The 17139-nt window shown below is 34.9% G+C and carries 12 protein-coding genes, 1 tRNA gene and 1 pseudogene; 12 read left to right on the plus strand and 2 right to left on the minus strand.

Translation table 11 applies throughout. From position 1 onward, the window contains the following. Nucleotides 1-24: 24 nt before the first annotated feature. The 4 genes and pseudogenes from ABWU45_RS01880 to ABWU45_RS01895 all read left to right on the plus strand — a co-directional run bounded on the left by ABWU45_RS01880 (nt 25) and on the right by ABWU45_RS01895 (nt 4637). Nucleotides 25-1302, plus strand: coding sequence for an IS4 family transposase (locus ABWU45_RS01880; protein WP_353277994.1), 1278 nt, complete (start codon nt 25-27; stop codon nt 1300-1302). Between the two features lie 257 nt (nt 1303-1559). Continuing rightward, nucleotides 1560-2804, plus strand: a complete 1245-nt coding sequence (gene ltrA, locus ABWU45_RS01885) for a group II intron reverse transcriptase/maturase (RefSeq protein WP_007302363.1) — start codon at nt 1560-1562, stop codon at nt 2802-2804. A 154-nt stretch (nt 2805-2958) separates the two neighbouring features. Further along, nucleotides 2959-4134: pseudogene (locus ABWU45_RS01890) on the plus strand (phage portal protein). Nucleotides 4135-4187: 53 nt separating this feature from the next. Continuing rightward, the gene (locus ABWU45_RS01895; RefSeq protein WP_264682940.1) at nt 4188-4637 is read left to right on the plus strand and encodes an ankyrin repeat domain-containing protein; all 450 of its coding nucleotides are present in this window, start codon (nt 4188-4190) and stop codon (nt 4635-4637) included. Nucleotides 4638-4706: 69 nt separating this feature from the next. Here ABWU45_RS01895 and ABWU45_RS01900 read toward each other — a convergent pair whose 3' ends face one another. Then, complete coding sequence (locus ABWU45_RS01900; protein ID WP_353278768.1) at nt 4707-7187, minus strand: AsmA-like C-terminal region-containing protein; 2481 nt, start codon at nt 7185-7187, stop codon at nt 4707-4709. Between the two features lie 354 nt (nt 7188-7541). Next, complete coding sequence (murJ, locus tag ABWU45_RS01905; protein WP_353278770.1) at nt 7542-9038, minus strand: murein biosynthesis integral membrane protein MurJ; 1497 nt, start codon at nt 9036-9038, stop codon at nt 7542-7544. A gap of 144 nt (nt 9039-9182) precedes the next feature. On the opposite strand from murJ, the gene ABWU45_RS01910 reads away from it, so the two are divergent. From ABWU45_RS01910 to ABWU45_RS01945, 8 genes are all read left to right on the plus strand, one after another. Continuing rightward, nucleotides 9183-9258 (plus strand) — tRNA-His (locus ABWU45_RS01910). Nucleotides 9259-9394: 136 nt separating this feature from the next. After that, nucleotides 9395-9955 carry a hypothetical protein gene (locus ABWU45_RS01915; RefSeq protein ID WP_353278771.1) on the plus strand — a complete coding sequence of 187 codons (561 nt, stop codon included), beginning with the start codon at nt 9395-9397 and terminating at the stop codon, nt 9953-9955. Nucleotides 9956-10044: 89 nt separating this feature from the next. After that, entirely contained in the window at nt 10045-12093 is a 2049-nt protein-coding gene (gene mnmG / locus ABWU45_RS01920) for a tRNA uridine-5-carboxymethylaminomethyl(34) synthesis enzyme MnmG (RefSeq protein WP_353278773.1), read from the plus strand. Between the two features lies 1 nt (nt 12094). After that, nucleotides 12095-13891, plus strand: a complete 1797-nt coding sequence (locus tag ABWU45_RS01925; protein ID WP_353278775.1) for an aminopeptidase P family protein — start codon at nt 12095-12097, stop codon at nt 13889-13891. Nucleotides 13892-13985: 94 nt separating this feature from the next. Next, nucleotides 13986-14351, plus strand: a complete 366-nt coding sequence (locus ABWU45_RS01930; protein ID WP_264330946.1) for a hypothetical protein — start codon at nt 13986-13988, stop codon at nt 14349-14351. A 97-nt stretch (nt 14352-14448) separates the two neighbouring features. Further along, nucleotides 14449-15093 carry an alpha/beta hydrolase gene (locus ABWU45_RS01935; RefSeq protein ID WP_149168658.1) on the plus strand — a complete coding sequence of 215 codons (645 nt, stop codon included), beginning with the start codon at nt 14449-14451 and terminating at the stop codon, nt 15091-15093. A gap of 5 nt (nt 15094-15098) precedes the next feature. After that, nucleotides 15099-15878 carry an SDR family oxidoreductase gene (locus ABWU45_RS01940; protein ID WP_007302062.1) on the plus strand — a complete coding sequence of 260 codons (780 nt, stop codon included), beginning with the start codon at nt 15099-15101 and terminating at the stop codon, nt 15876-15878. 91 nt (nt 15879-15969) lie between these two features. Further along, nucleotides 15970-16998 carry an ankyrin repeat domain-containing protein gene (locus tag ABWU45_RS01945; RefSeq protein ID WP_264375802.1) on the plus strand — a complete coding sequence of 343 codons (1029 nt, stop codon included), beginning with the start codon at nt 15970-15972 and terminating at the stop codon, nt 16996-16998. Nucleotides 16999-17139 lie beyond the last annotated feature (141 nt).

The following is a 17139-nucleotide window of genomic DNA, read 5'->3' on the forward strand; positions in this document are numbered from 1 at the left end:
ACATGAGTAAAAAAAAGAATAATCATGTTTATAAAAAATAAATTGATGAGTTTAAACTTTATAAACGCACACAGAGCATCCTCAAAAGACTTCTCACGAAAAAGAAAGCTGCCCTTCGTTAATGTATTTCTCCTGATTTTTAGAAAGAGTGTAAAGTCATTACAAGTGATGCTTAATGAGTTTGTTCTGCATACAAGAAAAGATTATACAATTACGGCAAGTGCATTTACTCAAGCAAGAAAGAAGCTAAAACATACTGCGTTTTCAGAGTTAAATGATGATATAGTTTCCCTATACTACCAAGATCAGGAATTTAAAACCCACCATGGCTTCAGAGTACTTGCATTTGATGCTTCAATACTGATTCTGCCAAAGAGCGACAAAATAATAGGTGAGTTTAGCTCAAGAGCAGTATGGAATGGAATCCAGAGATTTGAAGACTATACAAGTGCAACCTTTGAAGTTTGCTACGATGTGCTAAATAATATTGCAATAAAATCTGTGCTAAGTAGAGGTGACAGCTATGAGGTTGATTTAGCAATCGGTATGCTTGAATCCATAAAATCAGACGATTTGTTAATCTGTGATAGAGGATACGTATCTTATCGATTTCTTGCTGAGCTTACAGGAAGGAAAATCAATTATATAATTCGCTGTTCAAGTTCGTCTTTCAATGAAATAAACGCTATGTTTAAGCCGGAAAGCCCATCTAGTACGGTGGTAGTGTCTACCGCACCTATTAAAGTAGCAAGACAGCTACGAAAGCTAGGATTACCTGATGAGATGAAATTCAGGTTAGTCAAAATAATACTTTCTTCTGGCGAAGTTGAAGTGTTAGTAACATCTCTGTTAGATGAGAAACGTTTTACAGTTGAAGAGTTTGAGAGATTATATTACTTGCGCTGGGGAGTAGAAACATTTTTTTCTAGGCTGAAGGGAAGATTAAATTTAGAGAATTTCACAGGAAAAAGTATTGAAACTATCAAGCAGGATTTTTGGTCAACTATCTTCATCAGTAATCTAGAAAGTATCATGATAGAAGATGATGAAGAGACATTGAGCTCACAGAATAGTAAACTAAAAAAAAGCATCAATAAATCTGTCTCATTTAATGCGATTAAAAACTTAGCCTTTGATATTTTTTCTACAGAGTCAGACATAGACTGCATTATGGATCGACTATCACAGTTATTTTTGATGAACACTTTAGTGGTGAGAAAAGGGAGAAGAGTTGATCGTCATAAGATATCTGATATTCGTTCACTCAACTACCAGAAAAGAGCTAGAAAACATGTGTTTTAAATTCAAGATATCTTTTCAGTATCATTGCATTAGTACATTCTTTGCAAAATAACCTGCAATTATTACTTTTTTAAATAACTTGCACTTTTCAGACTCCCTTTTCTTAAAAATTCACCCTAGTATTTACCATAATTATCAATCACTTCAAATTTTTTGTCCAATCTTAACTTCTCTTTCCCTTAACTTAATGGCAGTGATGGAGTGAAGGGGCTAAGTTATTTAGTTTTAATTATTTATCAACCGAAAGGGAGGAGTTAATGAATAAAACAAAGTCTTTTGATATACCGAAGCAACTTATTTGGAGAGCTTATAAACAAGTATCGAAAAATAAAGGTGCAGCAGGTGTAGATGAGGTCTCGATAACAAAGTTTGAAGAAAATCTAAAGGATAATCTATACAAATTATGGAATCGGATGTCATCCGGAAGTTATTTTCCAGAGCCGGTAAAAGCTGTTGCGATACCAAAAGATACAGGAGGGCAAAGAATTTTATGTGTGCCTTCAGTATTCGACAGAATAGCGCAAACAGCAGCTACAATGTATCTTGAGCCGTTAGTAGAACCGAAATTTCACGAAGATTCATATGGTTATAGACCAAATAAGTCTGCGCTGGATGCGGTATACACAGCACGGAAGAGATGTTGGAAAAATGATTGGACGGTAGATCTTGATATATCTGGATTTTTCGACAATCTGGACCACGATTTAGCACTGCAGGCTATCAAGAAACACACAGACTGCAAATGGGTCATACTGTATGTTGAGAGGTGGATGAAAGCCCCCATTCAGCAAGCAGATGGCAGTAGGGTAACAAGGGATAAAGGAGTTCCGCAAGGAGGTTCAATAAGCCCAATCATTTCAAGCATATTTATGCACCATGCGTTTGATATGTGGATGAAACAAAATTATCCAACAGTACCATTTGAAAGATATGTAGATGATGCGATAGTGCACTGCAGAACTAAAAGACAGGCAGGATTTATGAAAGTAATGATTGAAGAAAGATTGGCTAAGTGTAAATTGAAGTTACATCCTGAAAAGACACAGATTGTGTACAGTAAGGATGATGATAGAAAAGAACAATTTCCTAAACAAAGCTTTGATTTTCTAGGTTATACTTTTAGACCTAGAGTAGCAAAGAATAAGATGAGGAATTATTTCATCTCATTTCTACCTGCAATTAGTAACAAAGCCAAGAAGAAGATCAAGAAAACCATAAAGTCATGGAGAATACATCGGATTACATGGACCACACTAGAGGAAATATCGAAGAAAATAGATCCAATAGTCAGAGGCTGGTTTCAGTACTATGGCAGGTTTTATAAATCAGAGATGTATCCATCTCTCAGAAATATAGAGAGATACCTCATAAGATGGGTCAGGACAAAATATAAGAAACTTCGTGATCACGGAAGACTAGCAAAGCAATTTCTAGGAAAAGTGAGAAAGAGGTCTCCAAGTATTTTCTATCATTGGACACTTGGGTTAGGATCAAAAGGCTAAATAATGGGAGCTGTATAAGTCGAGAGGTTTCCGTGCAGTTCTGCGAGAGACTGGTGGGGAAGCTCCGCCGGTCTACTCTCCTCATTCTTGTAACACTAATTGATATAATTCAACTACAATTTCAAATTTTTAACAAAATTTTCAGGAGGCATATATGAATTTTAACATTTTTCAAAGAAAAAAAAGCAGTGAATACTCTGCTTTGCAACTAATGATGGAACCAAGTTGGAGTAGGCGCGATTATGCAAGTTTTGCCGAGGAAGGCTACATAAAAAATGTTATTGCCTTTTGAGCAATTAATATGATCGCAAGTGCTGCATCTTCGGTACCTCTTACTCTCTGCCAGCTTACTGATCAGGGAAGGTCACAACTAAAAACACATTCTTTACTAAAATTACTTTATTCTCCTAATCCAATGACATCAAAATCGGAATTTATTGAGGGGATTGTGACTTATCGGTTAGTTAACGGCAATTCTTATGTATTGATGATTGAGGCGCAGAACAAACCAACAGAGCTTTATCTTCTGCGCCCTGATAGAGTTGAAATTGTTCCAGGAAGAAGTAACGTTCCTTATGCCTATCGTTATACCGTAAATAACAACAGTTATGACTTTAAAGTTGATAAATTGACTGGGCGTTCAACAGTACTGCATCTTAAAACCTTTAACCCTTTGAATGATTGGTATGGACTTTCACCAATTGAGGCAGCTGCATATAGTATAGATCAGCATAACCAAGCGGGAGCTTGGAATCAGGCAATGCTGCAAAATGGAGCAAGACCAAGTGGTGCAATAGTTGTAAAATCAGAAAAGGATGGAAGTGGTGGAAACTTAAGTCAAGAGCAGTACCAACGCTTAAAAGCACAGATAAATGATCATTACTCAGGTCCTGTCAATGCTGGAAGACCTATATTGCTTGAAGGGGGCCTAGAGTGGAAGGAAATGAGCTTATCACCGAGGGATATGGATTTTATTGAGTCAAAACATAGCTCAGCTCGTGATATTGCGCTAGCTTTTGGCGTTCCGCCTCAGTTGCTTGGCATACCAGGTGATAATACTTATAGCAATTTGATCGAAGCACGTCTTTCCCTTTGGGAACAGACAGTCTTACCAACGCTAGAAAATATTATCTGTCACCTAAATTCTTGGCTAGTGCCCAAATTTGGTGGAGATCTGTGCTTATCGTACGACAAAGACACGATAGAAATTCTCATGGAAAAAAGGCAAAAGATGTGGAAATACGTGCAAAACGCAAGCTTCATGACGCTCAATGAAAAAAGAGAAGCTTTTGGCTTGCCACCGTTACCCGGTGGTGATAAGTTGAATTGATATTTATATAGTGTAGATATTTATACTAAGCTGTAATAAACTGGGGGTATTTTATGTATCAAGAACAAGGAAATTCAGTAAGTAATTCTCGATTTACTCTTCCTCATATAGAATTGTTATCGACATGCAAAGCGAATGTTAATGCAGCAGATCATAAGGGTGCTACTCCCTTACATTATGCTGCTTGCGGAAACCGCTTAGAGGAAATGAAATTATTGCTTAAAAACGGAGCGAGTGTTAATGCAGTAGATTATAATGGCGCTACTCCCTTACATTATGCTGCTTGCGGAAACCGCTTAGAGGAAATGAAATTATTGCTTAAAAACGGAGCAAATGTTAATGCAGTGGACAATTCTGGTTTTACTCCTTTGCATTTGTCTGTTTGTGAAGGCTACAGGGAGATAACACGTTTATTGCTTGGAGAGACAGAGAGTCCAAGCACAAGCTGCAGCGACGCAAGCATTGAGAATGTACAAACAATCAATCAGTTTTATCATTGGTGAGAGTAGAACATCTTTTACTAAGGTCTAACTTAAAGATAGATGGTCCCTTAAATCCTACATCTAAATGAGTTAACTATTTTTCTTGCTAACTAAGGTGTTGTAAATTTGGTCTACATCAAAACTCATCTTAGGGCACCAAATAGGGCCATCTAAGTGTGCCTCGATATAAAGAGGACTATTATGATTTGGTAGTATGAAAAAGAGTCTGAATATAGAAGTTAAGGAGAAATTAGATAAGATTAAATTAGAAGAGATAGAACCTGATGCTTGATCGGTACTAAACTGTGAACTAGTTGAACATACACCACTGTTAATACTTACTTTTCCATTAATATTTTCAAAAAGCGTACTGCCATTATATATATCAACGTAAGCAAGCTTGGAAATTTCAGGTTTATTCTTACTGCTTAACAACTTAGTGATGAATGAATTAAAATCCACATTTGTAAACTCTATTTTCTGTGCTTGAAAGTTTACATTTCCTGATAAGTTACTAGCCCAATCATCAAAGCTTGTCCCTTGAGTTTTGATTTCACCACTTAAGCTTATCTTGCCATTTATGTTATTAACTCCTATAACTTCCTTGGTGTCCAAATTTGCAATAGAAAATTTTGTGTGAATTGAGCCTGCTTTTAGATAACCCTGAAAAAACATTTGTCCATGTTCTAGTATGTAACTTATCTGTTTGATAGTGATAGTGTTGTTTCTTATCACTGTATCCAAGTTAAAATCTTTTAAGACGTTTTGCCCAATTTTAAATTCTGTAGTTTTGATTTGCACGTTTGCATCAAAATCTCCTTTCTCATCTAAAAAATTAAGCTGCTTTGTTGACCATTGAATTTGATTTATTTCATTTCTTGAGTTTCTTTTTACCTCTAATAGTTTTGGTAATTTAAAGATATTTCCATTAAATTTATTACCTGTAAGGTTTACGTCTAATAAAGGCTTAGTGTATTTTTGATCCACTAATATTTTTACACTACCGGTAATGTCGAAATTTTCTCCGAATAACTTTATTTTATCTGCAACTAGCTTGTTCTCTTGTATTTTTAATGAAAAATCCAAATCTTCAATTTTTGTACCATTGAATATAGAATCTTTAACACTAGTTCTTATATTTACATCATATTTAAGATTTTTCAGCCATTGCACTTTGCTGAATAATGAATAATCATATTTATCTATATTAATGTTATGTATGCTAAATTTACTATCGATCATATTGTGTTTTTTTGTGTGATTTACCTTAATTGATCCTTGCCAAGATTCTTTGTTATTTAGCAATCTGATATCTGAAAGAGATAATATTCTAGGTGCTAAATATAGTTTAGAACTTGCTGTAAATTGACTTTTCTCTCTTTCTTGCATCTTGATAGAAGGTAAAATATGTGAGATGAACAACTCACCCTTTATCAATATATCACCATTAAATTCAGACAAGTTGCCATTGTTTGAAACTCTTCCTGATAAGCGAGATATATTATTGGTTCCAGGAAATTGAAGAAGAGTATCAACGTTTATTTCGCCATTAGCAAATTTTAGCGTAGCATGAAATTTGTCCAATATCCTGTTTTGATATTGAATATTTGAAGCTTCCATATTAAAATCCAAGCTCAGGTTCTTTGGCACAACCTCTCTAAAAGATTCTAAAAGACCCTTCATATCTGTTGTTTTGTGTGAGCCGTTTTTTAGGTCGACTTTACTAAAACTAATATTGATATTAGTATGATCACTTTTTCTATCATTTTGTATTATACCAGTGCCTTGCATGCTTTTGGACTCAATTTTTAAATCAGTTGCCGTAAACTCGCTTTCATTGAGATTGATATTGGATGATATCTCAATATTTTCGCTGGGAATCACATAAGAAAGGAAGCTAAGATTAATGATTTTTGCTAAATTGCTCACAGAACCGGAACTGTTATTGATTGTCAGTGTTAAATTACCCTGTTGATTTCTATTACCTTTAAATAGCAAATTTGCAAAATTTGAATCAACACTAATGTATACATTATTTTTTGTGACATTAACCTTTCCAGAAAAATCGTAATTGTTGTCACCAATCTGTACTTCACCAAAAAACTGCTTATTTTTTTTTATAGCAACTTCCTTGATGTTAATAGTATCGGCGTTAAAACTTATTTGGCTGTCCTTTATTAATATATCAACTATATTATCATTGGCTTTCGTATTTATAATATTAAGTAAATTTTCTTTGTTGCTTTTCATGCCCAAAAATGAGATTGACTTTGGTTGCAATGAAAATGAAAACAACGATGGCCTTATTTCAATTTTTTTTGCACTAATTAAATCTGATAATTTTTGTTCCTTGTTTTTGTTATATTGTACATATACATTGTAAATAGTAAGTTTTGGAGTAATGAGCGAAACTTCAATTTTTCCTCCAACATGTACTTTAGCATCATACGTCTTCTCTAACTCTTTTACGATATATTCTCTGTAGCCACTCCAATCCTTAAAAGTTGCAGCAACGTGCATGAGAATTAATAGCAACGAGATTGATAATATGGAGTATAAAGAAAGTTTCATAATAGACCTCTCATTCCAGCATCCCTTCTCTTCTTGTCATCCCAGTCTGGGGTCCAGGAAATTTGATTAGACATTAAGTTAATTAGCAAAAAAGTAGCTATTCTTATGTTAAAACACAGCATTTTTACATGAGAAGCTGGTCTGATGAGCACTGGGTTCCCAGTGGAAATTGCTCTCAAACCACAACACTCATACAGTTGTGTGTGTGACACTGTGATCCAGTGTGACTTAAATAAGGTTTTCCAGATTATATAATCGACAAAATTTCTGGATCCCAGTGTCAAGCACTGGGATGACAGGAATAGGTTATGGGATGAAAGGAGTGGATATTGGAATAGTAGCTGAAATGACATATTATACATATTTCAAATTATTCAAATTTCCTCTCAAAATTAGGTAAAGAGTGCTAGAATAAATAATAACACTCAAAGCTATTAAAGTTACTAAATAAACAATACGAGCTAGCCCTCTATCGAAAAACAACCCTGCTGATAAGTAATTAGAGAGATAAAGAACTATTGACATAACCAATGTTGCAGTGAGAATTTTTACAATATTTAGTAATAATGCTTGGCTAATCTTATACATCTTATTTATTGTTAAATAATTAATCAATAAAATAGAATTTATCCAAGTGGAAATGGAAGTAGCAATAGCAATTCCTATATGTTGGTATTTGTTCATTAATATGAGATTTAGTATTACATTAATTCCAAGGCACGTTAATGAGAACATAGTTGGTATTTTTAGCTTTCCCCTAGCAAAGAATGTGGGTAGCAATACTTTATTTATAATAAATGCGGGTAAAGAAAGAGAAAATGCTACTAATGTAGGAACAGTTTGCTGCACTGCATAATAATCAAATCGGCCGTAAGAAAAAAGCGTAAGTAAAATTATGTCAGGAATAATGATAAAAGCAGCAGTTATTGGCATAATTAATATTAACCCTATATTAAGGGCCTTGTTCTGTATTTTGACTATATTCTCAGTATCATTTATTCGTTTTGAAATCAGAGGAAGAAGTACTGTACCAATTGCAGTGCCAATTACTCCTTGCGGTAGTTGATTTAGTCTATCGGCATAATATATATAAGAAACTGCATTTGGTATAAAACTCGCCATGATTGTGTCAATCCATACACTTATTTGTATTACACAATTGTTGATAATTGCAGGTATCACACGTTTAAAAAATAATTTTACTTCGTTACTTAATTCTAAACTAAAAGAAAAGAAAGCCTTTAATTTGTATGCACTAAATATTATTAAAAGTAGCTGCAAAATCCCTCCAATCAGGACGGCTATAGAAAGGTTATGAGCCGGTGTTTCAATGTAAGGTAAAAACAAACTGATGATTAAACAGAGGTTCAAAATGATTGGTGAAATAGCTGTTGAAGCAAAATGCTGTTTTACTTGCAACATTCCACCAATAAGTGATGCGATTGACACGAAGATTATGTAGGGCATCATAATTTTCGACAAAGTTACAGTAAAGGTAAATTTATTTTGGTCAAATCCAGGAGTGAAGATTTTGATCATGTAAGGGAAGAAGGTTTGTGTGATAAGGCAAAAAATTACTAGAATAATAAACGTAATGGATATTACACTACTTGCGAAATTAAATGCCTTTTTATTATCATATGACTCTGCAGAGTATAATGGTATGAATGAGGTAGTAAATGCTCCCTCTGCAAAAAACGATCGAAATAAATTAGCAAAGCGAAACGAGGAAAAGAATATATCTGCAAGAGAAGTTGCACCAATAACCGTAGCAATCAATACATCTCTTATTAGCCCTAAAATTCTTGAAATAGCTGTAAAAAAACTAAATGTGAAAATACTTTTAAACATATCACGATTTCAATACGATTAACTATAATGCTAAAAGCATAAATGAAAATGTTTATTCGCTAAACTTAAAACTCTATGCAAAAGTAGGTAGCTTAAATAATTAATTGACTATTTATGCTTGTGTGTTAGAAATTTTATACCTTGGCGGGCGTAGCTCAGTTGGTAGAGCGTCAGTTTGTGGTACTGAATGTCGCCAGTTCAATCCTGGTCGCTCGCCCCACTAAAAATTTCCACTTTACATAAATATAAACATTAGATATTTTTGCACGGCCGTTAGCATTCCTTGTTGCTCTAGTATTTAGATGGCGGAGGGGAAGTTTGCGATTTAGAGTAAAAATATTAGTGAGAGGGATTGTATGTATATTTGTTTGTTAGCTTATAGTATAGTGTCAGCACTAGGAGTATTATCTTGGTGGTTAAGTTTTGACACTTCATCACCTTTAGCCATAGGTGGAATTGCTGGTTGTATAGCTCCAGCATTGATTGCGGTTTTTCACGTAGGATGTTTGCTATATAAGTTTTGCAAAAGAGATCCTGTTGGGGAAAAGCATGAAAAAGCAGCAATTCTTTTGAGTATTACTATATCTGCAAGTGCTATAATTGGAATTACACTTACTGCAGGTGCAGCTTCTATTTTTCCTAATCCAATAATAGGATTTACATTTATAGGTACAATAATAGGTCTAATAGCACCGATTTTAGGGCTTTTTGCAACTGTAGCTATAATGCATTGTGTAGATAAAACAGCAATTACATCTGCAGTAAGTGCAATTTCTATTACAGATTCTACATATGTCAAAATATCTCAGGAAGAAGAAGTAGATGAATGTATTACCTTTCCGGAAGAAGAAGTTAATAAAAGTATCATCTTTCCCAAAGTTGAAAAAGTTTTTTCTGCGAGAGAGACGGCAGTTTGAGCTAAGTTAGTGTGCAATGTTGTAATCTGTAAAATTTGACATCAATCACTGATAGTTGGAATATTATAGAGTAGGAATTACTCAAGAAGATGCATAAGTACGATGTAGTGGTAGTAGGTGGCGGTCATGCCGGGTGTGAAGCAGCCGCAGCTTCAGCTCGTCTTGGTGCAAACACGCTACTTATAACTCATAAAATTTCAACTATAGGAGAGATGTCCTGTAATCCAGCAATTGGAGGAGTTGCAAAGGGTGTTGTGGTGAGGGAAGTTGATGCTCTTGATGGAATAATGGGAAGAGCTATCGACCGAGCAAGCATACACTCAGTCATTTTAAATAGCAGCAGAGGTGCAGCAGTATGGGGACCACGTGCACAGGCAGAACGAAAATTATATAAAAAAGCAATACAGGAAATTATTCTAAATTATAACAATTTGACGGTAAAAGAAGAGTCAGTTGACGATTTTCTTATAGAGAGTGACAACAACGGGGAATCTTATATAAAAGCTGTAATAACAAGTTCGGGTGAACGTATACTGACAAATAAAGTTGTTTTAACTACAGGAACTTTTTTGCGTGGTGTGATTCATATCGGAGAGCAAACAACTCCTTCTGGAAGAATGGGAGATAAACCTGCAATAGAGCTTGCAAACACGCTAAAGAAGTATGATTTTAAACTGGGCAGATTACGTACCGGAACTCCACCGAGGCTTGATCGTGGCACTATAAACTGGTCGGTATTACAAGAACAAGTGGGTGACAATCCACCTACACCATTTTCTTATCTTACAGAGAAAATTAACCAGCCTCAGGTTTCATGTTTTATTACTCATACTAATGAACATACACACAAAGTAATTCGAGAGAATCTTCACAGATCAGCTTCTTCATATTTAGATAACGTTATTGCACCAAGATACTGCCCATCAATTGAAACTAAAGTTAAAAAATTTGCAGAAAAAAATAATCACCAAATATTTCTAGAACCAGAAGGGATTGATGATAACACTATATATCCAAATGGAATTTCAAATTCATTGCCCATCGAAGTGCAGTATGAAATGATAAAGAGTATAAAAGGGCTTGAAAATGCAGAAATATTAAGACCTGGATATGCAGTTGAATACGATTATATCGATCCACGAGAGCTATTTCATACTCTCGAAACTAAGAAAGTTAAAGGACTATATTTTGCTGGTCAAATTAATGGTACCACTGGATATGAAGAAGCGGCCGGGCAGGGAATTATTGTCGGAATCAATGCAGCACTCTCTTTATCTCAAAAAAGTTTTGTTCTTCATCGTACAGACTCATATATCGGTGTAATGATAGACGACTTGGTCACTAAGGGAATTGCTGAGCCTTACAGATTATTCACCTCGCGTGCAGAATATAGACTGGCAATCAGGTCAGATAATGCAGATAGAAGATTGACACAAAAAGGTTATGACATCTCTCTTGTGTCGCATGAGAGATACTCTGTTTTGCAGGGTAAACTTAAATCCATTAAGCAACTTGAGGAGAAATTAGAGAGCCTAACAATTACTCCTGAGCAGCTCAGGTCCTATGGCATTAAAATATCTTATGATGGAATAAGAAAAACAGCATTAGATTTGCTCGGTTATCCAAATATTGACTGGAATAAATTACGAGAAATATGGCCAGAGTTAAACATGGATTCCAGTGTCAGCTACTTGCATAACACCAAAGCACCTCTTCCTGTCATCCAAGTAGCTGACACTGGAATCCAGTACTTGAATGATGATAGAATGGATGCAGTTGACACTGAAAAAAATGTAGATTCCAGCGTCATGTGCTGGAATAACACTATAACTGATAGCATAGCCAAGAATGAAATATATGAAGCAGTTGCAATTGAAGCAAAATACAAGCCTTATTTAGTAAGACAAGAAGCCGATATGAAGTTTCTACAAGAGGAAGTTAATACTCAAATTCCAACTAATTTCAACTACTCACAGATTAAAGGCTTGTCAACTGAAGTGATAGAGAAGTTGCAATCAATAAAACCAGCAACAATTGGCATTGCAAAGCAAATACAGGGCATCACTCCAGCAGCAATAGTTAGCATATTAGTGTACCTTAGGAATAAGAAAACGAAAATAGCTGCTAATTCTGCGTAACATGTCAAAAATCGAAGAATTTCGCTCTTTTATGCACGAAATAAATGTTGATGCATTTATGTTGCATACTAAAGACGAGTATTTAAATGAATATTCAAAAGAGTTAGCAGAGTTATGTGGCTTCACGGGAACAAATGGGCTACTTATCGTTACAAAGAGTAATAAGTGCCCATTTTTTACAGATGGACGCTATATCATACAAGCTCGCAGTCAGCTCGATCAGGGCAGTTTTCGAGTATATAATATACAAGAAGAGGATCCACACAAATGGGTAAAAGCAAACTTAACATTGACTACCTCACTGGGTTACTATCCGCAATATTTTACTATGAAGGACATAAGAAAATATGAAGGCATTTGTAAACTAGTACCATACTTAATTAAAAAAGATAGTAGTCATAAAGCACAAACAATAGTCTCACATGTATCTGGTGAGAGTGGTAAGGATAAATGTGAAAGAGTAGCTAAAAACATAGAGGCTGAAGCAGTGCTTCTGACTGATCCAAATTCAATTTCGTGGTTATTAAATTTAAGAAATGAAAGTGCTGAATATACTCCTTGTATATTGGGTCGTGCTATATTGTATAAAAATGCCAATGTTGATTTATTTATTCAAGATAAAGAACATTCAACTATAGAAGCAAATTTTGATAACCATATAAATGTTTTTGATATTAGTGAGCTAGAAAATTCACTACATAAGTTAAATTTGGTGGTGATAGATCCAAGCACGACTCCAATGAGCATTATGAATGCAATAGATCCCTTGTATAACCATTATTTAAATGAAAAATCAGCTTCGGTGTCATCCCAGTGCTTGACCAGAAATAAAAAAGCATGGATCCCAGTGTCAAGCACTGGGATGACAATAAGTAATGAAAGAGGTCTAATAGAAAATAAGCAGATAATTGAAAAGGAGGATCCTTGTTTGATTCACAAAGCAGTAAAAAATCAAACTGAAATAACTGGAGCTATAATTGCGCACATCAAAGATGGAGTAGCAGTTACAAATTTTCTATATTGGCTTGAAAACAATATTGACAGTGAAATTACTGAGCTTGAAGCTGAAGAAAAAGTTTTAGAATACAGAAAAGAGCAGAATTTGTTTAAGCAACCGAGTTTTCCAACAATTTCAGCATTCAACGAGAATGGAGCAATCATTCATTACCGTGCAAGCAATAAGACAAATAAAGCTATTAAAAAAGATGGAATATATTTGATCGATTCTGGTGGTCAGTACCTTGATGGTACAACCGATATTACAAGAACTATAGCAGTTGGCAATCCAACTAATGAGCAACGGGCTCACTACACAATAGTACTAAAAGCTCACATTTCGATAGCAAGTGCAGTCTTTCCTTCTGGCACCACTGGTGGAGAATTGGACATATTAGCGCGTATACATTTATGGAAATTTGGAATGGATTACATGCACGGTACAGGACATGGAGTAGGAAGTTACCTTTCGGTACACGAAGGACCGCAAGCAATATCAAGGGGAAATAAAGTGGAACTCATTCCAGGCATGATACTTTCTAACGAGCCTGGTTATTATATTCCAGGAAAGTATGGAATAAGAATTGAGAATCTGATGTATATTGAAAGGCGAGAAAACGTCTTTTTAAGCTTTAAACACTTGACCTCTGTTCCTTATGATAAAAAGCTAATAGATATACAAATGCTTACTGAAGATGAAGTTAAATGGATAAATAGCTATCACCAATTTGTTTATAAAAATATAGAAAATGGTATAAAAGATAAGGAATGGTTAAAGAGAGTATGTGAATCTTTAAAATAGTTAATTTGTCATTTAATAAAGTATTAATATAGTTGTTCTTGTATTGTTTTTAATTAAAAACAATATATAATATTAGTTTCAAATAGGTGTAATTATGACAGATAAAATGCAAGATGATGAATTTATGAAGCAGTACATGGATACTTGCAAAGAGCAAATAGAAAAATTGGCAAGCGACCCTAATTTGCTTCAACAGACCTTAAAGCCATTCATGCAAATGTCTCAGCAACTTATGGCTGGCGGTATGCTAGAAGGAAATATGCCTAGCATGATACCTGATATGGGTGGTATGGATATCAACAAGATGATTGCTCAGATGAAGGAAATGTATGATTACATAAAGAGTAATCACAAAGAGCTCATGGGAAAAGATGCTTCACAAATTCAAGAGCTTGATGATTCCAGCAGAAGATTGAGAGGCTTGGTCAAGAAATTGATAGAGAAAGTTGAAGCTAAGTAGTATTTATTCATATCAAAGAGCTATAGCAGTAGTGAGGTCTTGTTCCTCAAATTTAGTATTACCATAAAGTTAAATATAAACATAAAGGGATGAAGAGATGATTGAACTACAAAGCCAAGAAATTTGTCCAAATGGAAATAAGAAAAATTTGATTATTTTTTTTCATGGTTGGGGTTCAAGTGGCGATAATTTCGCTCACCTTGCTAAAGTTATGAGCAAATTTTTACCCGATTCATGTTTTGTGGTACCGAATGCTCCGTTTGAGAGGGAAATAGGTGATGGTTATCAGTGGTTTAGTTTAGAGGATCGTAGTGAAGAAGCACTATATAATGGGGTGAAAAATGCTGCATCAATTGTAAATCATTTTATTGATACAAAATTAAAGGAGCTTAATTTAAAAGATACTCAGCTTTCTTTAGTTGGATTTTCTCAAGGGGCAATGCTTGCAATACATGTGGCTCTTACCCGGCTTCAGTCTTGTGCGTCAGTTGTTGCGTATTCTGGTAGATTTCTTTCGCCTTCAAAAACTGCACCGGAGATCAAATCAAAACCTAACATATGTATTATTCATGGTGACGCTGATGATGTGGTACCTTTTTCGTCCCTTGATTTAGCGGTTAAAGCTCTGAAAGAAAATGGAGTAAACGCTCAAGGATACCCAATTCATGGACTAGGCCATATTATTAATGAAGAAGGAATAAGGTTAGGGGTTGAGTTTATCAAGAAGAATTTTGGAAATTAATTTCCATGCACTTGTTTTGCTTTGGTTACGGATATGTAGCTAAATTTCTATCGAAAAAATTGCTAAATTTAGGCTGGAAAGTTAACGGTACATCAAGAAATAAAGATATACAACTTTTTGATTATGAAAAGGTTGATCAAGATCTGCTTAAAAGCGTAACGCATGTTTTAGTTTCTATTCCTCCAGACGGCGATGATGTTATGGAGAGATACGGTCATTGTCTGGAGAATATTAAATGGCTTGGTTATCTGTCTGCAACTAATGTTTATGGTGACCACTGTGGTAATTGGGTGAATGAGGAATCTGAAACAAAGCCTATAGAAATTAGAGGAGAAAAGCGCCTTGAGTCTGAAAAGAAGTGGCTAAGTAGCAAATTGCCTGTACATATTTTTCGTTTGGCTGGGATATATGGTCCTGGTAGAAATGCGCTAATTGACCTGCAGCTTGGCAAAGCAAGAAATGTGAAAAAAATTTTTTCTCGTGTTCATGTTGAAGATATATCGAATATTTTATTTTCTTCCATGCAAAATATAAAGCCTTATGAGATATACAATTGTGCAGATGATTTACCTGCTACGCAATCTGAAGTGGTCACGTATGCAGCCGAGCTTCTCAATATTAGCCCTCCAGAGCCAGTTGAGATCTCTTCCGTACCAAATTACGCACGGGGTTTTTATTTAGGGTCAAAAAAAGTAAGCAATACTAAAATTAAAAAAGACCTTGGTGTCTCTCTAGTTTATCCTGATTACAAGGTGGGTTTAAAGAGTTTGTATATATTAGAATAGAGAAAATAGATTGCCAGATGCAAAAAATTTTTCTTGAATGTTCCTTGTTTTGATGTAGTACCACTAGGCATACTATTATATAGAGGTAAATATGTTCAGCACTCAATCGCTCCCGGTTGAAAATATTCTATTACATCAAGCCGCTTATAATGGTAACATAAATGAAGTTAGGTTATTACTTAATGTAAAAACTGATATCAATATCAAGGATAAAAAAGGATTTACAGCCTTGCATTTTGCTGTTTATTCAGGACATTTAGACGTAGTAAAGTTACTAATCAGTAAAGAAGCTAATATTCATGCAAGAACTACTAAAGGCAGTACAGTTTTACACTTTGCTGTTGTAGCTAAAAGCAAAGCTATAGTAGAGGAGTTAATTAAAGCGGGAGCTGATCCCAATATAAAAGACTGTACTGATGGTAAGACACCTTTACATATTGCTGCTCAAAATGGACTTGTAGAAGTTGTAAAGGTGTTACTTAATACTCAAGAAATTGAGATTGATGCTAAAGACAATGAATTTGGTATAACAGCTCTGTACTTAGCCTCTCAGAACGGACATACTGAAATAGTTGAACTATTAATTAGCACAAAAAATGCTGATGTTAACATAGTAGATAAAAAAAATAATGTCACACCCTTGTATCTAGCTGCTCAGAATGGGCATGAAGCAGTAGTCAAGTTGCTTCTTGATAATGGTGCTAAGGTCAATGGCTGTAATGTCGATAGAGATCCTTTAAGTGTAGCTATCAAGAATGGCCATAAGAAAATAGTTGAGTTATTACTTAGTATAGAAGGAATAAATGTCAATATTGGCGATAAGATTGGCAATACACCTCTACATATAGCAGCTATAACAGGCCGCAAAGAAATAGCAAGATTACTATTAGCAAAAGGAGCTGATGCTAATATTAAAAACCATTCAGGAGATACTCCTTTACAAATAGCTGAGATAATTGAAAACTCTACAGTTTTTATGCTTGAAAAGGATACAAATTCAGTACTTCTTGTGAAAAAAGGAGTTAAGGAGCTTTTGTCACAACATGTGAAGAACAACAAACCTAGCTCATCAGTAGATAAAATTGACGTATCTGTTCAGCAGAGTAGCAAAATAAGATAGATGAGAAAACTAGTTTGTGACATTGGCGTCCAGTTAAATTTACATGGATTCCAGTGTCAAGCACTGGAATGACATTATGGAAGCTGTGATGACAAGGAAGGAAGCACTAGAAAGAAATGGGTGTCACGCACTGGGATGACA

The organism is Wolbachia endosymbiont (group B) of Longitarsus flavicornis, from assembly GCF_964028135.1.
In the GTDB taxonomy this organism is placed as follows: Bacteria; Pseudomonadota; Alphaproteobacteria; order Rickettsiales; family Anaplasmataceae; genus Wolbachia.

Excerpts from the sequence above, each read along its gene's own strand:
- murJ (WP_353278770.1), bottom strand. The coding sequence starts at position 9,038 with ATGTTTAAAAGTATTTTCACATTTAGTTTTTTTACAGCTATTTCAAGA.
- ABWU45_RS01940 (WP_007302062.1), top strand. The coding sequence starts at position 15,099 with ATGCACTTGTTTTGCTTTGGTTACGGATATGTAGCTAAATTTCTATCG.
- ABWU45_RS01900 (WP_353278768.1), bottom strand. The coding sequence starts at position 7,187 with ATGAAACTTTCTTTATACTCCATATTATCAATCTCGTTGCTATTAATT.
- ABWU45_RS01935 (WP_149168658.1), top strand. The coding sequence starts at position 14,449 with ATGATTGAACTACAAAGCCAAGAAATTTGTCCAAATGGAAATAAGAAA.
- ABWU45_RS01930 (WP_264330946.1), top strand. The coding sequence starts at position 13,986 with ATGACAGATAAAATGCAAGATGATGAATTTATGAAGCAGTACATGGAT.
- ABWU45_RS01880 (WP_353277994.1), top strand. The coding sequence starts at position 25 with ATGTTTATAAAAAATAAATTGATGAGTTTAAACTTTATAAACGCACAC.
- ABWU45_RS01925 (WP_353278775.1), top strand. The coding sequence starts at position 12,095 with ATGTCAAAAATCGAAGAATTTCGCTCTTTTATGCACGAAATAAATGTT.
- ltrA (WP_007302363.1), top strand. The coding sequence starts at position 1,560 with ATGAATAAAACAAAGTCTTTTGATATACCGAAGCAACTTATTTGGAGA.
- ABWU45_RS01945 (WP_264375802.1), top strand. The coding sequence starts at position 15,970 with ATGTTCAGCACTCAATCGCTCCCGGTTGAAAATATTCTATTACATCAA.
- ABWU45_RS01895 (WP_264682940.1), top strand. The coding sequence starts at position 4,188 with ATGTATCAAGAACAAGGAAATTCAGTAAGTAATTCTCGATTTACTCTT.
- mnmG (WP_353278773.1), top strand. The coding sequence starts at position 10,045 with ATGCATAAGTACGATGTAGTGGTAGTAGGTGGCGGTCATGCCGGGTGT.
- ABWU45_RS01915 (WP_353278771.1), top strand. The coding sequence starts at position 9,395 with ATGTATATTTGTTTGTTAGCTTATAGTATAGTGTCAGCACTAGGAGTA.